Raw genomic sequence first — 21716 nt, forward strand, 5'->3', positions numbered from 1 at the left:
ATGTTTAAGGAACGTATAAAGGGACATCATACCGGAGGAGGCGGGAGCAAGCCTGTTCCGGCAACAGAGGAAGAGCTTTTTGAATTTTTACAAGGCACTCCTGAGCGTAAAGACGGTATTATATATTTTCATATACCGTTTTGTGATAATATCTGTTCGTTTTGCTCGATGAATAGAAGCAAACTTGACGGCGAGCTTGACACTTATACTGAATTTTTACTAAGCGAGATAGAAAAATTCGGCAATACTCCATATATGAAAGCCAAAAATATAGAGTCGGTTTATTTTGGAGGAGGCACTCCCACGACTCTAAAAGAGCGTCATTTAGAGCCTATCATAAATGCTATACACAAAAATTTTAAAATTTCAGACACCTGCGAATTTAGCCTTGAGAGCACTTTACACAACCTAAATTTAAAGAAGCTAAAACTGCTTGATAAGCTCGGAGTAAATCGCTTTAGTATAGGTGTTCAGACTTTTTCCAATGACGGTAGAAAGCTTCTAAATAGGGTATTTGACAAAGAAGAAGCTCTTAAGAGACTAAAACAAATAAGAGATAATTTTGATAAATTTGTATGCATAGATATTATATACAACTACCCCAGTGAAACGGTAGAAGAGGTGCTTGAAGACGCAAGAATAGTAAAAGAGCTTAAAATAGACAGCGTTAGTTTTTACTCATTGATGTTTAGTCAAGGATCTGTTCTATCTAAAGAAATTTCGCCTGACTACTACAGCCTTGAAACTGACAAAGAGCTTCATCACGCTTTTGCAAATTCTCTTCTTGATAGCGGAGATTACGAAGTTTTAGAACACACAAAGATTAATAGAAAAAACAGAGATGAGTATAAATATATCCGTCTTGGACACAAAGGAGAAGATACTCTTCCTATAGGATTTGGAGCAGGCGGCAGGCTTGGCAATTATTCGATGTTTGCGATGAATAAAGAGCGTAGAATGATCACAAAGACAAATGAAACGCAAAGAAATTTCGGAAAATTTATGAGTCTTTTTCAATATCCAAATGTAAAATTTAGCGATATGAGTCAATATATAAAGCCTACTACTCTTGAAGAGATCAAAGATTTTCTAAAACTTTGCGAAAAACACGACTATATGAAAGTCAACGATCATGGTGCAACCTTAAATATTGAAGGAGTATTTTGGGGAAATACTATGGCGGCTGAAATATCAAAAATAGCAAGAAAGGATTTTGAATGGAAAAAGTTGTAGTTTATAGCTCACTAACGGGAAATACGCGCAAAGTGGGCGAAGCCATAGCAGAAGAGATCGGATGTAAGGCGGTTAGCTTTGAAGATGAGTGCGTTAATGATTTAAGCGAATTTGACTTCGTAGCGGTTGGCTTTTATGTAGATAAGGGCGGTCCTGACGCCCATTTTAAACGCTACATAAAAGAAAAGATTAAAAATAAAAATGTAGGTCTTTTCATAACTCTTGGAGCTGAGCCTGAAGGCGAGCACGGAGTAAAGATGCTTGAAGTCGGTAGAGAAATTTTAGAGCAAAACGGCAATAAAATTTTGCGTGAATTTATCTGCCAAGGAGCGATCGATCCAAAACTTATCGAGCAGATGCGCGAAATGGCTGCAAAGGCAGGAAACAAAGCCGTTCATCCTATCACGCCTGAGCGCGAAGCAAGATGGGCTGCTGCTGCAAGCCATCCGGATGAAACCGATATAGCTAACGCAAAAGCTGCATTTAGGGGGGTTTAATCCCTCTCCCTCACCTTCTTTGTTTGTAAAATTTAGCAAACTACACTCAAATTTAGCTATCTTAATTTCGCATTTAGTAAGCCTTGGTTAAAATATCTTTAAAAAAGGAAATTTATGATACAAACTTGCCTTTTCCCGGCTGCGGGATACGGTACTAGATTTTTACCTGCGACCAAATCCTTGCCAAAAGAGATGCTTCCGATACTTACAAAACCGCTTATTCACTATGGGGTGGACGAAGCGCTAGAAGCCGGGATGAAAAATATGGCTTTTATAACAGGGCGTGGCAAGCGAGCGCTGGAGGATTATTTTGACATCAGCTACGAGCTTGAACACCAAATTTCAGGCACAAACAAAGAGTATTTGCTAACCGAAATTCGCGATCTGATGGCAAAATGCACATTTTCATTTACTCGCCAAGAGAGCATGCGAGGGCTTGGAAATGCGATACATACAGGCAAAACCCTTATCAGAGACGAGCCTTTTGGCGTTGTTTTGGCTGATGATCTTTGTATCAACGAGCAAGGTGTAGGAGTTCTTACTCAGATGGTAAGGATATATGAGAAGTATCGCTGCTCTATAGTAGCCGTCATGGAAGTACCAAGAGATAAGGTAAGTAGTTATGGTATCGTAAGCGGTAGATACATAGAAGATGACCTCATAATGGTTGATGATATGGTTGAAAAACCGAGCGTCGAAGAGGCGCCTACAAATTTAGCTATCATCGGAAGATATATACTAACACCTGATATATTTTCAATTTTAGAGCAAACAAAGCCCGGCAAAAACGGAGAAGTTCAAATAACCGACGCACTAAAAGAACAAGCTAAAAATGGTATGGTGCTGGCATATAAATTTAAAGGCAGACGCTTTGACTGCGGAAGTGTTGCAGGATTTGTAGAGGCCACAAATTTCTTTTACGAGCTTCATAAAGATGGTAAAAAATAATCTTTTCTTTGAAAAAACACCTATATCGGCTATAAAATCGTATGCGAAACGTATGAATGAGGAGTTTGAAAGTGGCGATATAGGGTATTATCATCTTCCTGAACTAGGAGGCGATATATTGACCTCTATAAACAAGCTTGAAAATAAATTTAAAGATATAAAAAATATAGTTTTAGTAGGCATAGGAGGGAGCTCTCTTGGAGTTAAGGCTCTAAAATGCCTTCTCAAGTCAAGAAAAAAGCCCGATAGCAAAGAGCTATATTTTTTAGATAACGTTGATCCATTTAGCTTTGAAAAGCTACTTGATAAACTAAAATTTAACGATACTCTATTTATCATAAGCTCAAAATCAGGCACCACGATAGAGACTATTACTCTTTTTAAATGTATTCTTGACTGCTTTAAACCTAGCAATTTAAACAAAAATTTTCTCATTATCACAGACCCTGGCTCTCCACTTGAATTTTATGCAAAAGAAAACAATATATCATTATTTAATATTCCTAAAAACGTAGGTGGTAGATTTAGTGTATTAAGTGCGATTGGACTTGTGCCTTTGACGCTTTGTGGATATGATACTAAAGCTCTTCTTAACGGGGCAATTGAATGCAAAAAGCAGTTTTTACAAGAAAACGATAATACTTTAATGTATAAAGCATATCATTATGCAACACATAAAAATGCAAAAATAAATGTAATTTTTAGCTACTCTGATAGATTTTTGGAATTTAATGATTGGTATGTTCAGCTATGGGCTGAGAGCCTTGGAAAAAAAGAATGTTTTAAAAGATATGGACTGACACCTGTCGGGCTAATTGGCTCAAGAGATCAGCATAGCTTTTTGCAACTAATAATGGATGGAATAAAAGATAAAACCGTGACTTTTATAAAAATTTTAGATCATGACTCGACAATTACTACACCAAATATAAATTTAAACAACCTTGAAGCCTGTAATTTTGCAAATGACTTTAGCCTATCGGACCTAATAAATGCACAATGCGATGCTACCACGCACGCTCTCATTCAAGAGGGAATAAGTGTAGATCTAATAAGCATAGATAGGCTTGATGAGTGGCATGCAGGCTATCTCATATATTATTACGAGCTTTTAACATCTGCTACAGGGATAATGCTAGGAATTAACACATACGATCAACCCGGAGTAGAAGTAGGAAAAAGAATTTTAAAAACTATGCTTCAAAAATAATTTTTAAAATTTCATACTGTAAAACCGCTTTTCAAATCAAAGTGGATTTACGCTTAAAATCAAAGTGAGCTAAATTTTGCCCAATTTTCACTTTGATTTCTAACGTAAAATCTTTTTTTAAGACTGTTTAAAAACATATTAAAAATTTAAACAGTCTTAAGTTTGTCTGTGCTACTATTTTTATTAAAAGAGCTCTTTAAGAGGGTGTATATACTCTCTTTTCCCTTTTAGGGTTTGGAATACTAGAAAATTTTGATACCCCTATCAATACCCAAATGCTCATCCTTGATAAGTCTGGCGTAGACTTTCAGTGTCATTTCTAAAGAGTGTCCTAGTATCTGTGATACCCACTTGATTGGGATTTCTCCTCTGACAGCCTTTTCCACCATGTGAGTAGCGAAAGTATGTCTTGTGTGTCTCAATGACCTATATTCTACTCCGCACTCCTTGCAAAGCCTCTTCCATGGTCTATACAAAGAATAGGAGCCAAATAGATGATCGCAGTTGTATGAAAATATCCATCTGGCGCTTTTTTCAATCTGCCGCAAATACGGCAATATCTCATCAAATAGTGGTATTTCTCTATCCACCTCTGTTTTTGTCCTATTTCTCACAACACCTCTTGAGAGGCTCTTTGTGATGGATATGGTTTTCTTCTCAAAATCTATATCGCTCCACTCAAGAGCCAGTATCTCACATGTCCTAGCCCCTGTATAAAAGGCAACAGCCAAAAAAGCCTGCATGCTACCGCTTGAGTATTCTAGTAGTTTTGTTACCTCTTCTTTTGTGAAAGGGGAGGTTTTTGGGATCTGAACTTTTGGATATTTGGCTTTTAAAAAAGGATTCCTGTCAAGTATACCTTTTTCTATCGCAAACTCGCAAGCTCTTCTCCAAGCTAGCACGATCTTCTTGATTGTTTGAGGAGCCAGATAGCTTCTCATATACCAAACCCATGCCACAATATCCGCTTGAGTGATTTTCTCTATATCGCTTGGAAGCCTATTTGTATGCTTATATAGGCATTTTATTTCGCCTACATAAGCATAGTCTGTTCGCTCAAGCTCCCGAACATAGGAGCTTGAAATTTGTGAGAGTTTCATACCTAGAATCTCTCATCCCATCTTTCTTCCTCGTAGGCTTTCCTGGATACCTTGTAGTATCCACCTTCTCCTGCTACCGCTGTAGCTAGGATAGTGCCGTCTTCTAGCTCTATGAAGTGATCTATGTCGCCGTTTCCTTGTGGAGATGTATTTCTGAACATCTTGCTTTTGACATAGTATTTTTCGCTGTTATTGGACGTTATGGTTGCGAATATCTTTTTGTCTTTGTCGCCGATATAATCGCCTGGCTCAAGCCAATATATTTTTGTGCCTTCGGTGACATACACATATTTACCGATCATACCATTGTAGAATCTGACTAAAAACTCTTTGCCTTTCCCGGAAACGTTCTTTGCTCCGCTGATGACTTGTGTGTTGTATCCGCTTTTGATGTTTTGCATCTTATATCCTTTATTTTGTTATAATAAAGGCTCCCTAACGGGAGCAACTTGCGGCGAGATGTGATCTTGGCGGATTGGTCTCGCCGCGCCCCTTAAAATAGATATTATCTACTTTTATTAAGAGAATAGTAGCTAATATATACTTAATATATGCTTAATTAAATAGATATTATATACTTTTATTGCTATTTTTATATATTTTAGCTATTATTTCATATATCAAAGGAGAAATAATGGAAAAACAAGAGTTTCAAGAGCTGCTAAAGATAGCCGGCATAAATAAAAAAGAGCTGGCAGAACTTGCAGGAATGCCGTATGCTACCGTAAATTCTTGGGGGTCAAGAAATCCATATCCACCATATCTGAAATTTATGTTAGAAAACTACATAAAGGCGAAAAACTACGAGAATATCAAAAATCAGGTGTTTTTAATTGAGGGCATTAAGGGCTCTTAAACCCTCAGCGCTCTATTTCTCCACCCTCTAGCGTATATCTTGTAGCTTGGATTTCTTTCAATCAGTCTATCATAGTAGGCTATCTCTAATCTGTCATACTCTTTGTCGAATACTTCTTCATCTATCCTATTGATAGCATCGATGCTCTTTTCTCCCATATGTCCGTCATCTACTACGCCTGCTACTCTTTGAGCCGTTTTTATAGCCATTTTACATCCGACATTCACCCCAAAGATGAATATCTCATCAGCTTTTTTCTGAGAATTTAGCTCTCCTAGTCTCATCCTATCCCAAAAATGCTCTTTATAAAACCCGGCTACCAGCTCTTGTATCTTTGGATCATTATATAGCTTTATAGAGGCTTCTTTTAAATCTTTGCTATACCTAACCACACTATATATCTCATTCCAGCCTTGCCAATTCGGATTAGCCTTTGCGTATATTCCCATAAAGGTAAGCTCCGGCTCCGTTGGATTTTTATGCAGGGCATTGCTTGGACTATTAAATTCTAGCTCATATAAAATATCTAGCGATCTACTGAAATTTGGCATCACTCTAACTCCTTGTATGTTTTATTCATGTCTTCTTCGTTTCTCGGTATAGGCGGCGTATGGTCATAGTCTGAGTATCTATCGCTATACCAGTCATCTTGCTTTTTTAGTCTGCTGTCTATCACTTTATCGAGCAGCGCGTTTATCCACTCAGCGCCTTTCCATGCAAAAAAGCCACAAGCCGCTAGAGCTACCTTCTCGCTTTGATAGATATGATCTACTATCTCAAAGCTAATCCAGCCAAGAAACATAGAGCTAGCAGTTCCTACTATAAGATTTGCCGCCTTGTGTCCGGTGCTTTTTGAAGGACAAGTTCCTATATTCAAAAGACCGCCTATAAGTCCTATGACTAAAACCCAAAAATATATACCCATCTCTTTTACGATATTAAAATCATTTGTCATCTAGGCTCTTCTCCCGTGCAAGCCTTGAGTAGTATCTCAACCTCGCTGTGATATTTGCCTATATCTATCCATGTTTGCGGATCGTATTCGTTAAATTTAACGTTTTGCGGCAAGACTGCTTCGCATTTAACAGGCATAGACACCTCTTTATACTCGGTTTGCACAATCATTTCAGGCTTATTCGCGCACCCACCGCTCATTATCACTATTAGAACAAGTAGCAAGATAAAAATTATCTTCCTAACTATGGACGCGCTTATGTGTTCAAGCCCTACTAGCATCTGTATCGTTTTCATAATCACTCCTTTTTGCCTAGCCCTCTTATTACGCCTAGGGCTAAATTTAGCTTCTCTTCGCAGCTAGCGCCGGTGTCATGGGGTTTTAAATTTTCATATCTTGCTTGAGCGGTTGATTTTGCCTGCATTATCTGCTTTTTTAGGGTTTTGTTATCAAGAGATACACTTTTAATCTTCTCGTTTTGCAGATCGATTTTTGCGTTACACTCGCTTAGATTGGCTTTTGAAATTTGGTTTTGAGCTTTGGATATGATTAGCAGAGCTTCTTTGTTTACAATTGTTTGTTCTTGCTCTTTGATGATCCCGTTTAGTTTTTCTATATGAGATTTCGTCCAATATGCCCCGCCAATAATAGCCAAAGTAGCTAGCATATAGATAATTTTGCTCGTTTTAAAAAGTGATAGAATTTTTAACATCTTTGGCTCCTAAAGCTTTATCTTTGTGGGGTCTAATGCTTTTTCGGCACTATACGCCCTTTGTCCAAACAATCTAACCGACTGATATATAACCCAAGCCTTCCACTTAGTCATCTTGTCAAATTTCATAGCCTCGTAAAATATCTCATCGCACCTTTTTCGATCAAGCATCCTAGTAGCATAAAGGAAGTCGTGCAAGCAAGCCGCACGGTCATATCTTTCGCCACTTTTTGGAAATATGTTTGTGAAAATTCTCGGAACACTAGCTCCGTCATAAATGAACCCCGCAGGCACTACGATCTCATCTTTATTGCTTTTCCATACCAAAGGCTCTACCGTCTGCCAGCAGTTTTTTGCGCCTATTATGCGGCGCACGGTTAGTTCGCTCTTAAACATTTCACACTCCTAAATTTGGAATTTCTATGCTGATTTGATCAAGTGTTGCTTCATCGCTAACCTCTTTGATAGCGTCTCTCGTCATTACGCCCCAAGCTTATAGTCTCATATTGTCTTGCACTTTTTCAAGCACTTGCGAAGCTAGCAAATTTCTAGCCTCTTTGTTATTTTGCGTAAGAGCCGATAAAATAGGCGTATCCTCTAACGGAGTTTCGCCGTCTTTTGAAACCTTAAAAGCCTCGTGCGCTTTTTCATCGAAGCTTCTTATCTCCACTTCGGGATATTTTGATAGATATGCTTTATACACGGCGTTTATATTTGCATTTAACTCGCTTATCCTTAGCTTTTTAAGCTCTTTTAGCCACTCCGCTTCAAGGCTGGCGACTATCGCTTTTGCTTCGGTTAGCGTGCATAGGTGGATAGCGTTATAATCACGCCCCCATATTCGGTATTTGCCTGTTGTGATTTTTTCATATTGATAGTTCATTTATACTTCCTCCTGAAATGTTGTCGGCGCGTAGGTTATTTCTAGTATTTTCTTATTCGAATTAGCGACATAAATATCTTTTGTTTCTGACACATAAACAGGGGCGGAGCTTATTAAAGCATCTGTCAAAGTGGTCGCCTCTTGTTTTCTTGTTTTTCTGTTGTTTATGTATGTGTCATACTCGATATTTAAAATATTGTCACTTGGCGCTTTTTTCAGTTTAACGCCTTGTTTGCTGCCTATAAGCTCATCATAATATTTAGTAAATAGGTTATCCGCTGTTTCGTATGTTACTACGGTTGGCGTCCCGCCGATTACCCACTCTACCGCGCTTAACCGTCCGCTATAAGGGGCAAAGAATAGCTTATTATTTGGATAGTCTATTTGTATATCTGTGGTATTTAGAACTACACTATTAACCCCTGATATTTTTTGCATATCTCTTAAATTTAAAGCGTATCGGACAGTATTACCATATACGTCAAAAAGAAAATCATTAGCCATATAAAAATTAGAATTACCACTTTCTCTGTTTGACATAGCCGCCGTTCCGTCAGGCTCTATTTTTAGAAAATAACCATAAGAGTAAGACGGAGCTGGGGTACGAAAGAAAACCACCGCCCTGTCATTGTAGCCGTAGTTTCTATTTAAAATTGCTACACTATACCCCGATAAGTCGGTAGCGTTTAAGACGTTTCTTATCGCCGTTGCGTCTATCTCGATATAAGCCCCGCTAGCAAGGTCAAATCTAAACATTTTTGCGTCCGTAGTGGATAGAGCGATGATAAAAAGCCCATTACCCATTATAACGGCGCATGCCCTTAGCTCTGCGGGGATTGTAGGCATAGCGGGTAGGATATTTGTCATAGTGTCTAGGTTTATCGCCCTAGGGGTATAAGTGGTTGAGATATTTTGAATTTCAGGGGCTTGATATAAAATATTACCCACCGTTTTAATGATAGTATTACCACTGAAAAATCCTACGCTAGCAAAAGTTATCTCTCTAAACGTTACGCTATGCTCGTTCCTTTCGGCTAACACATATCCGCTTACTACTTGCCACTTGCCGTCAAATTTAAACAGCTCTACACGCTGGAAGTCTTTATTTAGCACAAGCACTTCATCGCCCGTGATAAGTTTCACGTTATGCTGAGACAGAGTGCCGTTTTTATCGACTATTTTTATCTTTCCGCTTTCAGGGAGCGTTATGTTAAAAGTCTTGTTTGCTTCGATAAAAATAGCGTCGTTGTCGAATGCCGTGTAGTTATCCGAAATTCGCTTATAATTCCACTCTTTATAAGCCGTAGCCTCGTCGGCTTTGAGATCAAGGCGTCTTTGTAGTTCATTGCTACTCCATGTAGAAACATCGGAGTTTTTTGTATCATCGATTACCCCGCCGTTTCCCTCATTTATCATTGATTTCGCCGTAGTAAGGTCGGCGTCTATCTGGGTTTTTGTTTCATCGATATGTGTTTTTATGGCATCGATTTCGTTTTTTCGAGTATCTACGTGAGATGTATCGGCTTCTACTTCTTTGTGCATAGTCACTATTTGATCGTGCTTTTTTACCGCATCGTTGTATTTTGGGATGAAGTCGGTGTGTTTGTCTACTACTTCTTGGTATTTATTGTCTATATCCGTTATTGCGGTATTTAGCTCGTCTATACTGGCATTGTATTGTTTGCTCATGGTGTTTTGCTCATCTAAGTGTGTTAGAAAGTGCTTCACCGTGGCGTCCGCTCTTGTCGGGAAATTTTTCGGATCTGTCCTTTGAGGTGCCGGTCCGAATGGTGTTAGCTCTTGAGTTATTTTTGGGATTGCCATCTTATACTACTCCTTCTATGCTTAGTTTTGTGGTGCTGTATTCTCCGCTTTCGGCTATGATTTCAAGATCTTCGTATAAACCCAGTATTGTAAGACTCTCAAATCCGCCGCTCTTTTCATCGCCTACGAACAATGCAGGTTTTTCAAGACTTGCTAAAATTTGTCTATTGAAATCTACTTGAGATGTGGGCATTATTACGTTTACATCTGCATATTTAGCTTTTTTACCCTCTCTTATATGTAGATTTCCGTAAGGATCTCTGCTAACCTTTGAAAAATCGATTATCTTTATGCTAAATTGCGCCTCTGTGTCGCCTATTTTGATCTGTTTTCCTACTACAAGGTGTCCTAAATTTGCACCTTTTTCGTTTGGCTCAATGACTATTTTTATGTTTTCGTTGTAGTCAATTTCGCTTAAAAACCAAATATCGCTTTTATACGTAAAACCCGCTCCAAAAAAGTATTGCCACCAGTTTGATATAGGCTCGCTTTCGGTCATCTCTTTTTCAAATATAAGATCATTGAGGTTGTCAAATACACTTACTTTTTTTGCATCTACGTTAAAAAGAGCAAATGCATTTATAAAGCTGCTTGGTACATTTATGGTTATTTCAAGATTTCCGTCGCTTTTTGTTGTTTGTGTGTTTATGAATTTATCTTGAAACTTTGTTTCATTTGGATTTCCTACGTTTACCCACTCTTTTACCATCTTATCAGGAGTCACACTACCTTGATTCGCTATGGCGCATATATAGATTTGATCTTTATACTTGACCTTTGTATCAGGTTGATAGCTGGTACCGCTTTGCCAAGCCGGAGTCGTATCTATAGGGGCGTTATTATTTACTATTGTGTATGCCACCCTATCTACTACTGTCATGCTATTACCTTTGTCTGTATTGCTTCGCCGTCTTCAGTCATTACTCCTCTTATATACACCACGAGCTCCCTTACCCCTTTTGCCACTTCATCCATCACTCTTTCAAGCCTATCGCTTTTGCTTGCCAGCCGCTTAAAATCATCTCCTGTGTCTATTTGAAGTTTGCGCCCATCAAGCGGTAGTACCGCTTCGCTGTATCCGGCTTCTCCTATCAGAGCCATAGTAGGCCTGGTTACGATACCGCCTTCTGCAAAAGGCTTTATGCCTTGCGATTTGTAATATTCAATCCAGTCTTGCTTGTGAGGGCTTCCTACTATTATTGTGGTTCCCCTAATAAGCTCAGCCCCAAGAGCCGATATAGATAGTTTCCCACTTTGTATTATTTCTCTCCAGTATTCAAGCCCTGCTTGTTCTACGCTTCTTCCCAGATTTGATAGATATGCATCGTTGATCTGTCTATCCAGTGCAGTTATTATGAGTGCACCGTTTGCCGTTGTGACACCATTGTTGATATTTGCTGCGCTACCGGTATAGTTTGGTATGCTTGGTTTTTTGCCGCCATCCGGCATATTTTTGGTGATGAGCTTTTCAAGCACATCACGTAAATATCTCACCATTGGACTATTTGTGCCAAGCAGGCTATCAAGAGCGCTGATTTGAGTTTGGGAATTTTGAATTAGTTGCATACGCTGCGCCTCAAGTGCTGCAAGCTGCGCCTCAAGAGACGAGTTGGTCTGCTTCATCATCTCTTGAGCTTTTTTGCTTGCCTTATCTATCTCTTCTTGTAGATACTCTATGGCTTTATTTATGTCTGCCAGTGTAGTTTTTTGAGATATTGCCTCTATCTCACCGGCCATTTTTAGCATGTTTAGCTTATATTCTTCATACGTTTCAAGCGTATCCTCGAAATATCTTTGTTGATGATTTGCAGCCTCGTTTAGATCATCAAACACTTTTGAAATCACCCTTTGTATATGCCTCTTTTGCTGCCATTAGTGTGTTAGCGTAATTAATAGGGCTGGTAGTATTATCTATGACCTGATTTCTTATTCTTTGCGCTATGTTGCCTATTTTTTCAACCGCCGCTTTTTGAGAATTTAGGATTGAGAGCTGCTCTCTTTGGATATTCATCTCTCTTTGAATTTGATCTTGCTGAGCCTTAAGGGTCTCTTCTGTCTGTTTGGCGAGCTTTAGCGCATCTATTTGTTTATTGACAGCTTCAAGGTCTGCTAATGGCTTAATCCAGCCCTCTTTGCCACCATTCGCCATGACGACATTTTTGTATTCAGTGATGATACCTACAAGCTCTTTTCTTAGTTCGGTATTCCCGCTACTTAAGAATTCTTGCATTTGGTTTGCGGTCATTTTTCTGAGTGCATCGCTCCAAGCAGCAGGATTTCCTCCGTTTAGCTTTAAATCCCCAAGCTCATTGTCAAGCGCCCCCACTACTGCACGAAGTCTTGTGTGTATGCTCTGATATGCAAGAAATGTTGTATCTATTCCGTGAGATTGATAGAACCCGCCTTGAGTTTGTGCTGTTTGCTGAGTGAATGATATGACCGCTTTCGTATAGTCTTCCTGGGCTTTTCTAGCCGCATCAAATGCTATTTTAGCGGCATTCCACTTATCAACATTTTCTTTAGTGAAATCGTTTCTTAGGGCTTCTAGGTATTTATTTTTGAAACTCTCGGCTGAAACCTGAAGAATATCGCCTATCTCGCCAAATGAATTGTCGGTCGCTAAACTAAATGCATCAATCGCTTTTTCAACTGATACTGCCGCTTTTAAGATAGGGTTTTTTAAATCACTCAATTCTATGTCTATTACTGATTGATTGACAGTATTTAGGCTCTCAACTATTACCTCTAATACTTGTTTTTTCTGCTCTTTAGCGTAAGCCTCAAAGCTTTTTCGCATTTCAACTAAGCGAGCATTTTCGGCTTCAATTTGCGCTGGAGTTTTGGCTATATCATCGGTTTTGTTAATTAGCCCTAGTTGTGGAGCCATTCCATAGCCACCAATCAAAGCACCTTTTCTTAGAAGTTTTTCGGCTTTGTCTCCAAGCGTGTTTGATATTAGTTTGCCAGCCTTGTCAAATATTTTTTTTGAGCCGGGACCCACAAAAATATTAGATAAATTCCATTTTTTAATAGTAGCTCTATGAGAGTCTTCCAATGCAATATTTCTAGCTAGACCCGTAAAACTGCTTAGAGCCCCTAGTGCCAAGTTCTCGTTTAAGAAAGAATTTGCACTAAAGTGTCCTGCGCTTAAGACTAGTCCGTTGGTAGCACTTATGCCACGTAATGACATTTGCACCGCTTTTGTACTTTGTTCTAATAGTGCGGCTGTTTTTGCATCTAAAGCATCATACTCCCAGCTTACTTTTTTTCGCCACCAGTTCTTTTTTGTTTTTTCGGTGTATTTTTGAATATCGCCTGTGTCTATCTTCTCATCAAGTGCTGCACCTATCGCTGCTCTTAAAAACAATCCCGCGTCAGTTTGTTTAGCTTTTGATATAAATGATCCTATGACAAGACCAACCGCAGCTATTACCCAGCCTACAGGATTACTTATTAGCCCAGCTGAAGCAAGACCGCCACCTATACCGCCACCGATTGCCCCGCCTAAGCCCGCTTTGGTTTGTGTGCCTGTAAGCCAGTCTCCTAAAGTTCCAGCGGCATAGCCTATACCCGCACCAGCGAAAGCACCGCCTGCCACATATGATGGACTTACGGTTCCACCTGTAGAAAAGTATGCGGGCATAGAGCTATTAGTTAGCACACCTTGTGCTCCTGCTCCAAAATCATATACAGCGGTGCCTAGTTTAGAATATCCCAAACCATTTAGCCAGCCTTTAGCGGCTAGAGCCGGGTTTGAAGTGAGGTTGGATATAAACCCTGAGTATCCGCCCTCAAATAGTCCAGTAAATGCAGAGTATGCGGTTTTTAAATTCGAGATAGAGCCTAATAAATTTGTTGTGTCCTTATCTAAAGCGTCCGCTCCGCGCAAAATTTGCCCTGTGCTGCTAAGCTCTACTGTGGTGCCACCGACAAGCCCGCTCCAGCCGCCGCTGTCGTTTTTGGCGAGGCCGAGATTTGAAGCGATGGAGGCTAAATTTGATCCGCCGCCAAGTAGCGCCCCAAAGCCGCCTGATATACCTTGCGACAAGGTGCGCGCATACGGAGAAATCATATCGCGAAATAGATTCGTGTCGATGTCTTTGAGCGCCGTTTTAAGCGATTTTGTTTTGCCGATAAAGAAGTTAAAAAATCCGTCCTCTACGGTCTTTTGCATGCTTGAGACGGTATCGGACCAAGAATTTTTAATGTCTTTGAATGAATTTTTAGCGATCTTAGAGCCCTCTTTAAAGCTCTTTTCTTCCATCTTTAGCAGTTTATCTAGCTGCTCTTTGGTTATCTTTTCGCCGTTTTTAAGCGTTAAATTTTCATACTTCTCTATAAGCTTTCGCTTCTCTATTTGCCAAGCGCTCTCCATATCTCCTATGGTCTTATAGTATTCGCTTTTTAACTCAAGCCGCTTAGCTATCGCCTCGGCCTCATTTTTTTCTACCGTCTTTATGTGCTCGTCTGCGATTTGCGAAAGCTTTGCGTCAAGGAATCGGTTCGCCTTATCTTTGCCTATGCCAAGAGTTAGCATTTCATTGTAGCGATCGAATACTTTTTGCGTCTTGCTTTCGACGTCGCTAAAATCAACCTCGGCTATCTCTTTTAGGGCTGATTTTAGGGCATTAGCGTTATCTTTAAAGCTCTTGATGCCTTTTTGGCTTTTTTCTTTACCGAAATTCTCATACTCATCGTTTAGCTTTATGATCTTAGCTAGCGTCTTTTCCTTGGCGTTTAGATAATTTCGCTCGTTTTCGGAGGTGATACCGCTAAGCTCGCTAAGTTTGGTTAATGTTTCTATCTCCGTTTTAATAGCGTCTTCAAGATCTATTTTCGTCTTTATGTTTTTATTATCGTCAAGAATTTTATCTATAACCGCATTTGCCTGTAAAAATTGACCTTTTTGGCTGTTTGGATTTGATAGAGCGTCAATTTGATCTTTTATTATCTGCATCTTTTCGCTTACGGCAGATAGCTTACCCTCAAGCACGCTAGCGCCTTTGCTTACCGCTCCAAACGCTTGATCCCTTAACTCTTCGTCATCTATCTCTTCTGATAGCCTATGCATCGCATCATTAGTTTTATCTAAAGAGTCTTTTAGCTTGTCTTGCTCTGCCGTTAATCTTGCCATATGAGCGTTTAATTCGTTTATGGTTAGCTTTTTTATCTCTTCATTGGTTAGCTCAAGGGATTTTTTAAACTCCTCGTTGCGCTCTTTTGCGCCGACAAATAACGACCCTAGTTTAGTGAGCGCTTCAATAGCCAGCATAATGCCCGCTACGGGAAGCACGCTTGCCATAACCGTTCTTAGCGTACCTAGTGCTACCGTAGTTGCGCCTATACCCACCCTTAAATAATCACTCGCCGTTTTGGCATTTGATAAAGAGGTCGCAAAAGAGCTTACATAACCCCCCGTTAACGACTTTTTAAAAAGCTCATTTTTTGCAGCCGCGGCTACTATTGCGGTTTTATATATAGCAAGCGAACCGATCAGCGTTAATATGCCGTCCGATATAGCGCCTGCATAAGGGATAATAGCGTTTAAAGCGCTACCCAGTCCAAGCGTTGCGGTAGTTAGTGCCTTAGTAAAGCCCGAAGCCTCGTTAAGCCTACCTAAAAAGGTTTGAACGTTATTGCCTAGCACCACCATACTTTGACCGATAGTTACGGGCATCTGTCCGAATTCTTTTTCTATAACCTCTTTTTGCTTGTATAGGGCGTTAAATACTACTTCGGTAGTTAGCTTATTTTCCTCTGCAAGCTTTCTAAGCTGTCCTATGGTTACGCCCATTCCGTCGGCTATAGCCTGAGCTAAGCGCGGGGTTTGCTCCATAACAGAAGCCAGCTCTTGTCCGCGCAAAGAGTTCGCCGCTAGTCCTTGAGATAGCTGGATTAACGCAGCATTCGCACTCTGTGCGTTTGCGCCGCTTATAATAAGAGATTTACTTACGGCCTCAGTAACTTCGACCATCTGTTTAGCCGAAACCGCGCTATTTTTAAGATTATTTGCAAAGCGGGTATATAGATCGGTAGTCTCCGTAAAACTTACGCGCGCACTATTTGCTACGTTTAAAATTTGCGCGCTTAAAGCCTTTAACTCTTCATTGCTCTTAGTTACTAATTTAAGCCTGCCGGTAGCGTTTGCAAGCGCATCAACCGAAGCTACGCTCTTATGAAAAGCATCGCTTAACCCGTTTATTGCAAATCCTACGGCGGCGAATTTACCCAAAGTGCTTCTAAGCGCGTTTGCATAGGTATCGACGTTATTTATGCTGTTTCCCAGCTTATTAATCTCGTTTCTAACCAGTGTTACGTTTTTACTATCCCCGTCTATGGTTATCTTTATTTTTATATCATTAGATGCCGACATTATTTACTCTTTATTAGATTTTTGATATAATGAGATAAAAATAAAGGAGTTAAAATGGCGCGTTTGATTGATCTTATATATAAACTTACCATATGGATCGTCGCTACTATTGCAGCCGTATTCGGTCTAGCGGTGCTATTAAATTTAGGCTCCGAGGGACTAATTAGACTTGGTGCGACGGCAATCGTATTAGTAGGCTGGTTAGCTTTAAAAATCATATGGGATACTACGGCGCAAAAGTCGTAACCATACTTAAGTCTCATCTCACTCCCCCAAATTTTTATTTACAACGCCGCAGTAGCGCTTTGAAATTTCAAACATCCATAAAAAATCAATCTTATAGCGTTTGCAAAAGGCTTTTAGCACCAAACTATCACACTCAAAGTATCCGCCGTTAAATCCTTGCTTTATAACCGATGAGAGGTTAAGCCCTCTCATCATAAGCGTCTCATAATAATCAAGCCCGAACTCCTCAGAGCTTAAGCTTGACTGCGCGCAAGCAAGGACGCGCTCTACTTTTTTGAGCGCTCTTTTTCGATAGCTTTATCAATCTCGCCAATTAGCGAGGTATAGCTGATACCCGCAGCTTCTATACAACTAACCAACGCCGCCGCGTCCGCACCGCTTACGCACATATCAAATCTCTTTTTAGCTACTACGTCAATATCTAGCTCCTCTTCCCCTGCTTTTTTAAGCTTTTTATTTAGCGCACAAATTTGAGCTATTGCGGCTTTAACCTCTTTTATGGCAGCCACCTTTTCTTCGCCCTCAAGTGCATCTATAAGCTTCATATCAAGGCTCTTTTTCTCCTCAAGAGCTTGTATATCGCTTTTGATAGCTTCAATCTCGTCGGTTTTTGATTTTATGGATTTGATCTCATCGGTTAGGGCTTTTACGCCCGCCTTGTTTAGTTCTTTGTATTCCAAAGAAAATTCTTGATCGTCAATACTGATTTTAAACGGAAATTTAGTTCTCATTTTTTACCTTCTTTAGCGGTCGGCAAAACCGACCTAAGAAGCAACACTAAAGACTTGCTCGCAATTTGCGAGCTAAATTATAGTATTGCTAAATTTAGCGCGGTAGCGCACCTATTCAGCCGCGTCCATAAAGCTAAATAGCTCTTCGCCCTTAGCTTTTAGCACCTTGCCTTTTAAGCTTAGCTTGGCAAACTCGGTTCCGCTTACGCTAATATCTCCTTCAAAGCTTAAATTTACGAGCGGGATAACAAGAATTTGAGCCTTGCCCGTAGCCAAATTTATGCCGTCAACTATCACTCTGCCAAGCGCGTTTGCTTTCTTTTGAGGCAGGATAGTTTTCATTTTATTAGGATATGTTCTTGGCGCGCATTTTTTCTCATCAAAGCTACCTGCCGTCATATGCTCTGTCGCAATATAGATCTTCTTTGTCTTTAGCGCTACGTCTCCTACTTGTAACTCTTCGGTGTGAGCTTTGATAGTCTTGCCGTTAAAGAACGTATCGCCCGCAGAGTATGTTTTTTCTTCCACTATGCCCTTAAAACAAAGCGCAAGATTTTCTAAGCTGATATCTCCAATCTCGGTGCTAAAGGTATATTCGCTCTTTGTCTCAAGCTCCATTACGCTTTCGCCTAGGCTCTCATCGTTACTTAGCAGCTCTTTTTTCTCTACGGTTCTATTTAGGCTTACGCTTTGTTGATACGCTAAATCTATTTGTTCGCTCGTATCTTGAGCTATGAAGCTTACTTTCGCCGTTGCCAGTCTTGCTATTTTTTCTTTTGTCATCTCGTCGCTCCTTTTATTTATTATTCTCGGTCACTACCGATATTTTCATTATCTTATTTATTTGCGTCGCTCCTCTTTTAGAAACCCCGCCCGTTGGGCGTCGCGTTGCTGGTTTTGCCATGATTTTCTCCTTGTTGCTAAAATTAGGCTTCTACAAAGCCTATAATTTTGATTTTTATCTGTAACCGCACGCAATAAAGCGTGCCGGTTACAAATGCCGCCTTTGCGCCAAACACGATCTTTTCGCCTTGTTTAGCTCCAAATCTAAACAGATCTCTTCTAAGCTCGTCTATCTTGCTTAAAACCCCGCTTTTTTCGCCTACAAGCGTGTTTCTAGCGATAATTACGCTAAAAATCGCATAGTCGCTAATATCGTCAATGCTCTCTAACCCGTCAAATACGATATAGTCTCCGTTTTGATCGAGGGCTTCGACTCCGCTTAGCTCGATTAGGTCAAATTCGCTTTTTAAATCGCGTGCGATCTCGGTAATTGAGTTCATATTACGCTCTTTCTATTTTGACTCTTATAAAATTTAGCCGATACGAGCGCGCCGTCACTGCTTAAAAATGGTGCATTTTTGATCGCCTTTTGCGCCGTTTCATAAAGCATGACATCCGTCTCGTCAAGCTCAATTTTTAAATAAATTTTTAGCCTTATGTATGCAAAATCTTCCGCTGCAAAGTAAGGCACGTTGCGATCTTTGCACGCCTCTAAGGCATCATTTACTGCACACTCGCAAACGTCGTCCGTAACCTCATTTGGATTCTTTAGACTTACCCTTGCTCGCTGTATTAGTTTTTCTGGAGTTAGAGTTGCCATCCTTGCCCTTTTTGCTTTCTTTACTTGCATCATCCAAAGACTTATCATCTTCTTTTGTCAAATTTTCATCTTTGGCTTTATCTTCAAGATTGCCTACTTCTTCATTATTGCCATCTTGATCTGATTTTCCATCTTCGTTTGCCAAATCTTTGGCTTCGTTGGATTTTAAATCCTCTTCTTTCTCATTACTAGATATTCCTCTAGCAGCCAAAAAGCTCTCATAATTACCCATTTTATGCTCCTTATTCGCTAGGCAAATTTGCATAAGCTTGTTGCCATAGACCGTATCCGACGTTATCTTCCGTATCAATTCCGTAGCGGAATTCCTTTCTCATAAACGCAGCCTCGTCATCAAGCTTGTCTTGAGCTACAAATTCAGCCTCTTTATTTATTTGAAGAATGATCGGCTTAACCGCTCTTGATGTATCAAGTAGATACCATGCTTTCTTTTTAGTTAGCTCATAGCAGACTAAAATTTCCACCTCTTTATAGAGTGGGTTGCTTGCACCATTTGCCTTTTTTTCCGCTAAAAATAGCTCTTTTGCTTTAGCTTTTAGCTCAGGCGGCACAACTATAAGCGTAGGTTTTACACGTAGCGGAGCACCGTTATCCTTTATTAGCCTACTCATTTCGGCTACTGTTTTTTCATAGTTCTCTTCGGTTAGTTCCAAGTTTCCCAAATTTGAAAAGCTTTGACCTTTTACTTGGTGATCTGCGGCGAAGAATTTCTTACTGTCATAGCAGTTGCCGTTTAGCTCAAGCAACCCAAAAACTGTCGTATTGTAATGCTCGGGAACAGCAGAAGCCAAATCTAAAATTCTTGGCTTTACTATGCCTAGATTGTCGTATTCGATCACATCTCTTTTTACTTTTATTGAAGCTTCCCAGTCTTTTTTGCTGATTTGATAGTTCCATGCAGCAAGTTCGTTTAGCGTTCTATCTCCTACCCACTCACGCATGCTTGGCATATCAGCTATCCAAGAGTAATCAACCGTAACCGTGTTTGCCTTTACCTCTGTGGCAACTTTGAGATAATCGCTGTTGTTGGTTTTTAAAGCATCGTTAAATATGGTTTTAAATCCCTTTGAAACTTCTTTCATATACGCTGCATCAAGTGTTCTTTTCGCCATTTTTTCTCCTTTTGGTTTTATAGCCCTAGTTGAGCTTTTACATCAGGATGTATCCCATCCTCATCTTTTTTGTTTAGATCAAGTTCGCTTTTTTTTAGAACGGCTGCCGCCTCCACCTTTGAAACTTCTAAAAAGCTATCTAGGGCGTTTCCTTCAAGCGCCATAGCCATCTCTTTTCTATTAGGTAAAAGCTCGCCATTCTTGATAGCGCCTTCAATTCTTGCCGTTTTAGCGTTAGTTTGCTCTGTGATTAAAGCTGTTTTTAGGCTTTCGTTTTCAGTTTTTAAAGCGTTTAATTCGGCTTGCAAGCTAGCAATATTCTCATTAGCTTCAGTTAATTTCAAAGCCAAATCATCATTTTTTACTTCAGGCATATTTTCCTCTCCTTTATTATTTAGTGATTTGTTTAATAAGTTAGGTCTGTTTACAAGCCCAACGCTTGCTATTCTTACCACCTCTCTGACTCCGTTATCTCTATAATTAATCTCAAAAGCCGGGCTTAAATATCGATAGAGTTTTTTGTCTACCAACTCTTGCCCAACCTCTGTAAATTCTAAAGACGCGTATATGCCATCTTCTCTGGCTTCTAGTGAATTTATGTCAAACCAGCCCATAGCTTCACTATCATAATGATCTTTGTCGAGTAGAATATCCACGCCTTGACTTCTTGTATTGGTTACAACAAAGCTTCCATCTATATTAAAAACCCTTCCGTCATATCCAAGGACAGCAGTACCAACAGGGCTTATCTTGATTTTGCCTTCTTGCTTGCTATTTAGCTCAAGCGCTATTAGGCTTTTTTCAGGCTCTATCATTTTGATCCTTTTCAGATTTTTATACCTCGCATTTTAAGGGCTTTCAAAAATAAAACCACTCTAAATAGCCGTTATCTGGAGTGGTTTAAAAAATTTTTTGTGATAGAGTTTGCAAAAAAAGGACAAAAATGAGAGAAGCTGCCAAAGAGCTATATGTAGCAGGAAAAGACATTAGCGATATTTGTACCGCTTTAAATATAACTCGGCAAACCTTTTACTATCACAAGAAAAACGACTTTAGAAAAGGTATTGACTGGGATGCTTTAAAACTGGCAAATCTAAGAAGTGAGGATGAGCTGGAGAATAAAGAGGCTATATTTATCAATAGTCTTATTGAAAATTATGAAAAATTTTTAAAAACGGCAGGGGAGATTGAGCTTAATCCGGAAACATTAGAAAAACTACATAAATTTGCTAAAACATACTGGAGTATAAAGGCTCCAAGGCAGATAAACGAAAAAGAGGTTGCATTAAAGGCCGCAAAAAGCACACTTGAATCTATTGCAAATTTAGCTGTTTCACAAAAGGAAAATGCAGTAGCAGCTTGGCTTAGTAGCAATAGTGATGAGATTGTATCAATAGTGCTTAAAAAATAAGGCG

27 protein-coding genes are annotated in these 21716 nt (G+C 39.7%); 7 read left to right on the top strand and 20 right to left on the bottom strand.

Features of this window, described 5'->3' with window-relative positions; all coding sequences use genetic code 11:
* From CDOMF_RS07475 to CDOMF_RS07490, 4 genes are all read left to right on the top strand, one after another.
* Positions 1-1233: a radical SAM protein gene (locus CDOMF_RS07475; RefSeq protein WP_260951383.1), complete on the top strand. Its 1233-nt coding sequence runs from the start codon at positions 1-3 to the stop codon at positions 1231-1233.
* Positions 1218-1730: a flavodoxin family protein gene (locus CDOMF_RS07480; protein WP_260951384.1), complete on the top strand. Its 513-nt coding sequence runs from the start codon at positions 1218-1220 to the stop codon at positions 1728-1730. The genes CDOMF_RS07475 and CDOMF_RS07480 overlap by 16 nt, the downstream gene beginning before the upstream one ends.
* Positions 1731-1844: 114 nt before the next feature.
* Positions 1845-2678: a UTP--glucose-1-phosphate uridylyltransferase GalU gene (gene galU, locus CDOMF_RS07485; RefSeq protein WP_169973174.1), complete on the top strand. Its 834-nt coding sequence runs from the start codon at positions 1845-1847 to the stop codon at positions 2676-2678.
* Positions 2665-3888 (top strand): glucose-6-phosphate isomerase, encoded by a 1224-nt coding sequence (locus tag CDOMF_RS07490; RefSeq protein WP_260951385.1) that lies wholly within the window; start codon positions 2665-2667, stop codon positions 3886-3888. The genes galU and CDOMF_RS07490 overlap by 14 nt, the downstream gene beginning before the upstream one ends.
* A gap of 242 nt (positions 3889-4130) precedes the next feature.
* Here CDOMF_RS07490 and CDOMF_RS07495 read toward each other — a convergent pair whose 3' ends face one another.
* Positions 4131-4988, bottom strand: a complete 858-nt coding sequence (locus tag CDOMF_RS07495; RefSeq protein ID WP_260951386.1) for a tyrosine-type recombinase/integrase — start codon at positions 4986-4988, stop codon at positions 4131-4133.
* Positions 4989-4990: 2 nt separating this feature from the next.
* Positions 4991-5290: a hypothetical protein gene (locus CDOMF_RS07500; protein ID WP_260951387.1), complete on the bottom strand. Its 300-nt coding sequence runs from the start codon at positions 5288-5290 to the stop codon at positions 4991-4993.
* A gap of 332 nt (positions 5291-5622) precedes the next feature.
* Between CDOMF_RS07500 and CDOMF_RS07505 the strand changes: the two genes are divergently transcribed.
* The gene (locus CDOMF_RS07505; RefSeq protein WP_260951388.1) at positions 5623-5844 is read left to right on the top strand and encodes an XRE family transcriptional regulator; all 222 of its coding nucleotides are present in this window, start codon (positions 5623-5625) and stop codon (positions 5842-5844) included.
* Here the strand turns inward: CDOMF_RS07505 and CDOMF_RS07510 are convergent.
* The 10 genes from CDOMF_RS07510 to CDOMF_RS07555 form a co-directional block, all read right to left on the bottom strand.
* Positions 5841-6395, bottom strand: coding sequence for a putative peptidoglycan-binding domain-containing protein (locus tag CDOMF_RS07510; RefSeq protein ID WP_260953157.1), 555 nt, complete (start codon positions 6393-6395; stop codon positions 5841-5843). The two genes, CDOMF_RS07505 and CDOMF_RS07510, sit on opposite strands and share 4 nt — an antisense overlap.
* Positions 6395-6799 (bottom strand): phage holin family protein, encoded by a 405-nt coding sequence (locus tag CDOMF_RS07515; RefSeq protein ID WP_260951389.1) that lies wholly within the window; start codon positions 6797-6799, stop codon positions 6395-6397. Before CDOMF_RS07515 ends, CDOMF_RS07510 begins: the two co-directional genes overlap by 1 nt.
* Positions 6796-7095 (bottom strand): hypothetical protein, encoded by a 300-nt coding sequence (locus tag CDOMF_RS07520; protein ID WP_260951390.1) that lies wholly within the window; start codon positions 7093-7095, stop codon positions 6796-6798. Before CDOMF_RS07520 ends, CDOMF_RS07515 begins: the two co-directional genes overlap by 4 nt.
* 2 nt (positions 7096-7097) lie before the next feature.
* Complete coding sequence (locus CDOMF_RS07525; RefSeq protein WP_260951391.1) at positions 7098-7511, bottom strand: hypothetical protein; 414 nt, start codon at positions 7509-7511, stop codon at positions 7098-7100.
* Positions 7512-7520: 9 nt separating this feature from the next.
* Positions 7521-7907 carry a DUF1353 domain-containing protein gene (locus CDOMF_RS07530; RefSeq protein ID WP_260951392.1) on the bottom strand — a complete coding sequence of 129 codons (387 nt, stop codon included), beginning with the start codon at positions 7905-7907 and terminating at the stop codon, positions 7521-7523.
* Positions 7908-8004: 97 nt separating this feature from the next.
* Entirely contained in the window at positions 8005-8394 is a 390-nt protein-coding gene (locus tag CDOMF_RS07535) for a hypothetical protein (protein WP_260951393.1), read from the bottom strand.
* Positions 8395-10218 carry a hypothetical protein gene (locus CDOMF_RS07540; RefSeq protein ID WP_260951394.1) on the bottom strand — a complete coding sequence of 608 codons (1824 nt, stop codon included), beginning with the start codon at positions 10216-10218 and terminating at the stop codon, positions 8395-8397.
* Position 10219: 1 nt separating this feature from the next.
* The gene (locus CDOMF_RS07545) at positions 10220-11098 is read right to left on the bottom strand and encodes a hypothetical protein (RefSeq protein ID WP_260951395.1); all 879 of its coding nucleotides are present in this window, start codon (positions 11096-11098) and stop codon (positions 10220-10222) included.
* Positions 11095-12051: a hypothetical protein gene (locus CDOMF_RS07550; protein WP_260951396.1), complete on the bottom strand. Its 957-nt coding sequence runs from the start codon at positions 12049-12051 to the stop codon at positions 11095-11097. Before CDOMF_RS07550 ends, CDOMF_RS07545 begins: the two co-directional genes overlap by 4 nt.
* Complete coding sequence (locus tag CDOMF_RS07555; protein ID WP_260951397.1) at positions 12044-16591, bottom strand: tape measure protein; 4548 nt, start codon at positions 16589-16591, stop codon at positions 12044-12046. Before CDOMF_RS07555 ends, CDOMF_RS07550 begins: the two co-directional genes overlap by 8 nt.
* Before the next feature lie 54 nt (positions 16592-16645).
* Here CDOMF_RS07555 and CDOMF_RS07560 point away from each other — a divergent pair, with 54 nt between their 5' ends.
* A complete protein-coding gene (locus tag CDOMF_RS07560) occupies positions 16646-16837 on the top strand; it encodes a hypothetical protein (RefSeq protein WP_260951398.1) in 192 nt (63 codons plus the stop codon).
* Between the two features lie 18 nt (positions 16838-16855).
* Here CDOMF_RS07560 and CDOMF_RS07565 read toward each other — a convergent pair whose 3' ends face one another.
* From CDOMF_RS07565 to CDOMF_RS07600, 8 genes are all read right to left on the bottom strand, one after another.
* Positions 16856-17032 (bottom strand): hypothetical protein, encoded by a 177-nt coding sequence (locus CDOMF_RS07565; protein ID WP_260951399.1) that lies wholly within the window; start codon positions 17030-17032, stop codon positions 16856-16858.
* Positions 17033-17103: 71 nt separating this feature from the next.
* Complete coding sequence (locus tag CDOMF_RS07570) at positions 17104-17568, bottom strand: hypothetical protein (RefSeq protein WP_260951400.1); 465 nt, start codon at positions 17566-17568, stop codon at positions 17104-17106.
* A gap of 111 nt (positions 17569-17679) precedes the next feature.
* On the bottom strand, positions 17680-18351 hold the full coding sequence (locus CDOMF_RS07575) for a hypothetical protein (protein ID WP_260951401.1): 672 nt from the start codon (positions 18349-18351) through the stop codon (positions 17680-17682).
* Between the two features lie 143 nt (positions 18352-18494).
* Positions 18495-18851, bottom strand: a complete 357-nt coding sequence (locus CDOMF_RS07580) for a hypothetical protein (protein ID WP_260951402.1) — start codon at positions 18849-18851, stop codon at positions 18495-18497.
* Complete coding sequence (locus CDOMF_RS07585) at positions 18848-19171, bottom strand: hypothetical protein (RefSeq protein ID WP_260951403.1); 324 nt, start codon at positions 19169-19171, stop codon at positions 18848-18850. Before CDOMF_RS07585 ends, CDOMF_RS07580 begins: the two co-directional genes overlap by 4 nt.
* Positions 19107-19403 (bottom strand): hypothetical protein, encoded by a 297-nt coding sequence (locus CDOMF_RS07590; RefSeq protein WP_260951404.1) that lies wholly within the window; start codon positions 19401-19403, stop codon positions 19107-19109. The genes CDOMF_RS07585 and CDOMF_RS07590 overlap by 65 nt, the downstream gene beginning before the upstream one ends.
* A gap of 10 nt (positions 19404-19413) precedes the next feature.
* Positions 19414-20301 carry a Mu-like prophage major head subunit gpT family protein gene (locus CDOMF_RS07595; protein ID WP_260951405.1) on the bottom strand — a complete coding sequence of 296 codons (888 nt, stop codon included), beginning with the start codon at positions 20299-20301 and terminating at the stop codon, positions 19414-19416.
* Between the two features lie 17 nt (positions 20302-20318).
* Positions 20319-21116: a phage protease gene (locus tag CDOMF_RS07600; protein ID WP_260951406.1), complete on the bottom strand. Its 798-nt coding sequence runs from the start codon at positions 21114-21116 to the stop codon at positions 20319-20321.
* Positions 21117-21244: 128 nt separating this feature from the next.
* Between CDOMF_RS07600 and CDOMF_RS07605 the strand changes: the two genes are divergently transcribed.
* On the top strand, positions 21245-21712 hold the full coding sequence (locus tag CDOMF_RS07605; RefSeq protein ID WP_260951407.1) for a DUF1804 family protein: 468 nt from the start codon (positions 21245-21247) through the stop codon (positions 21710-21712).
* Positions 21713-21716: the final 4 nt, after the last annotated feature.

The sequence above is a fragment of the Campylobacter sp. RM16187 genome, assembly GCF_025319965.1.
Classification (GTDB): domain Bacteria; phylum Campylobacterota; class Campylobacteria; order Campylobacterales; family Campylobacteraceae; genus Campylobacter_A.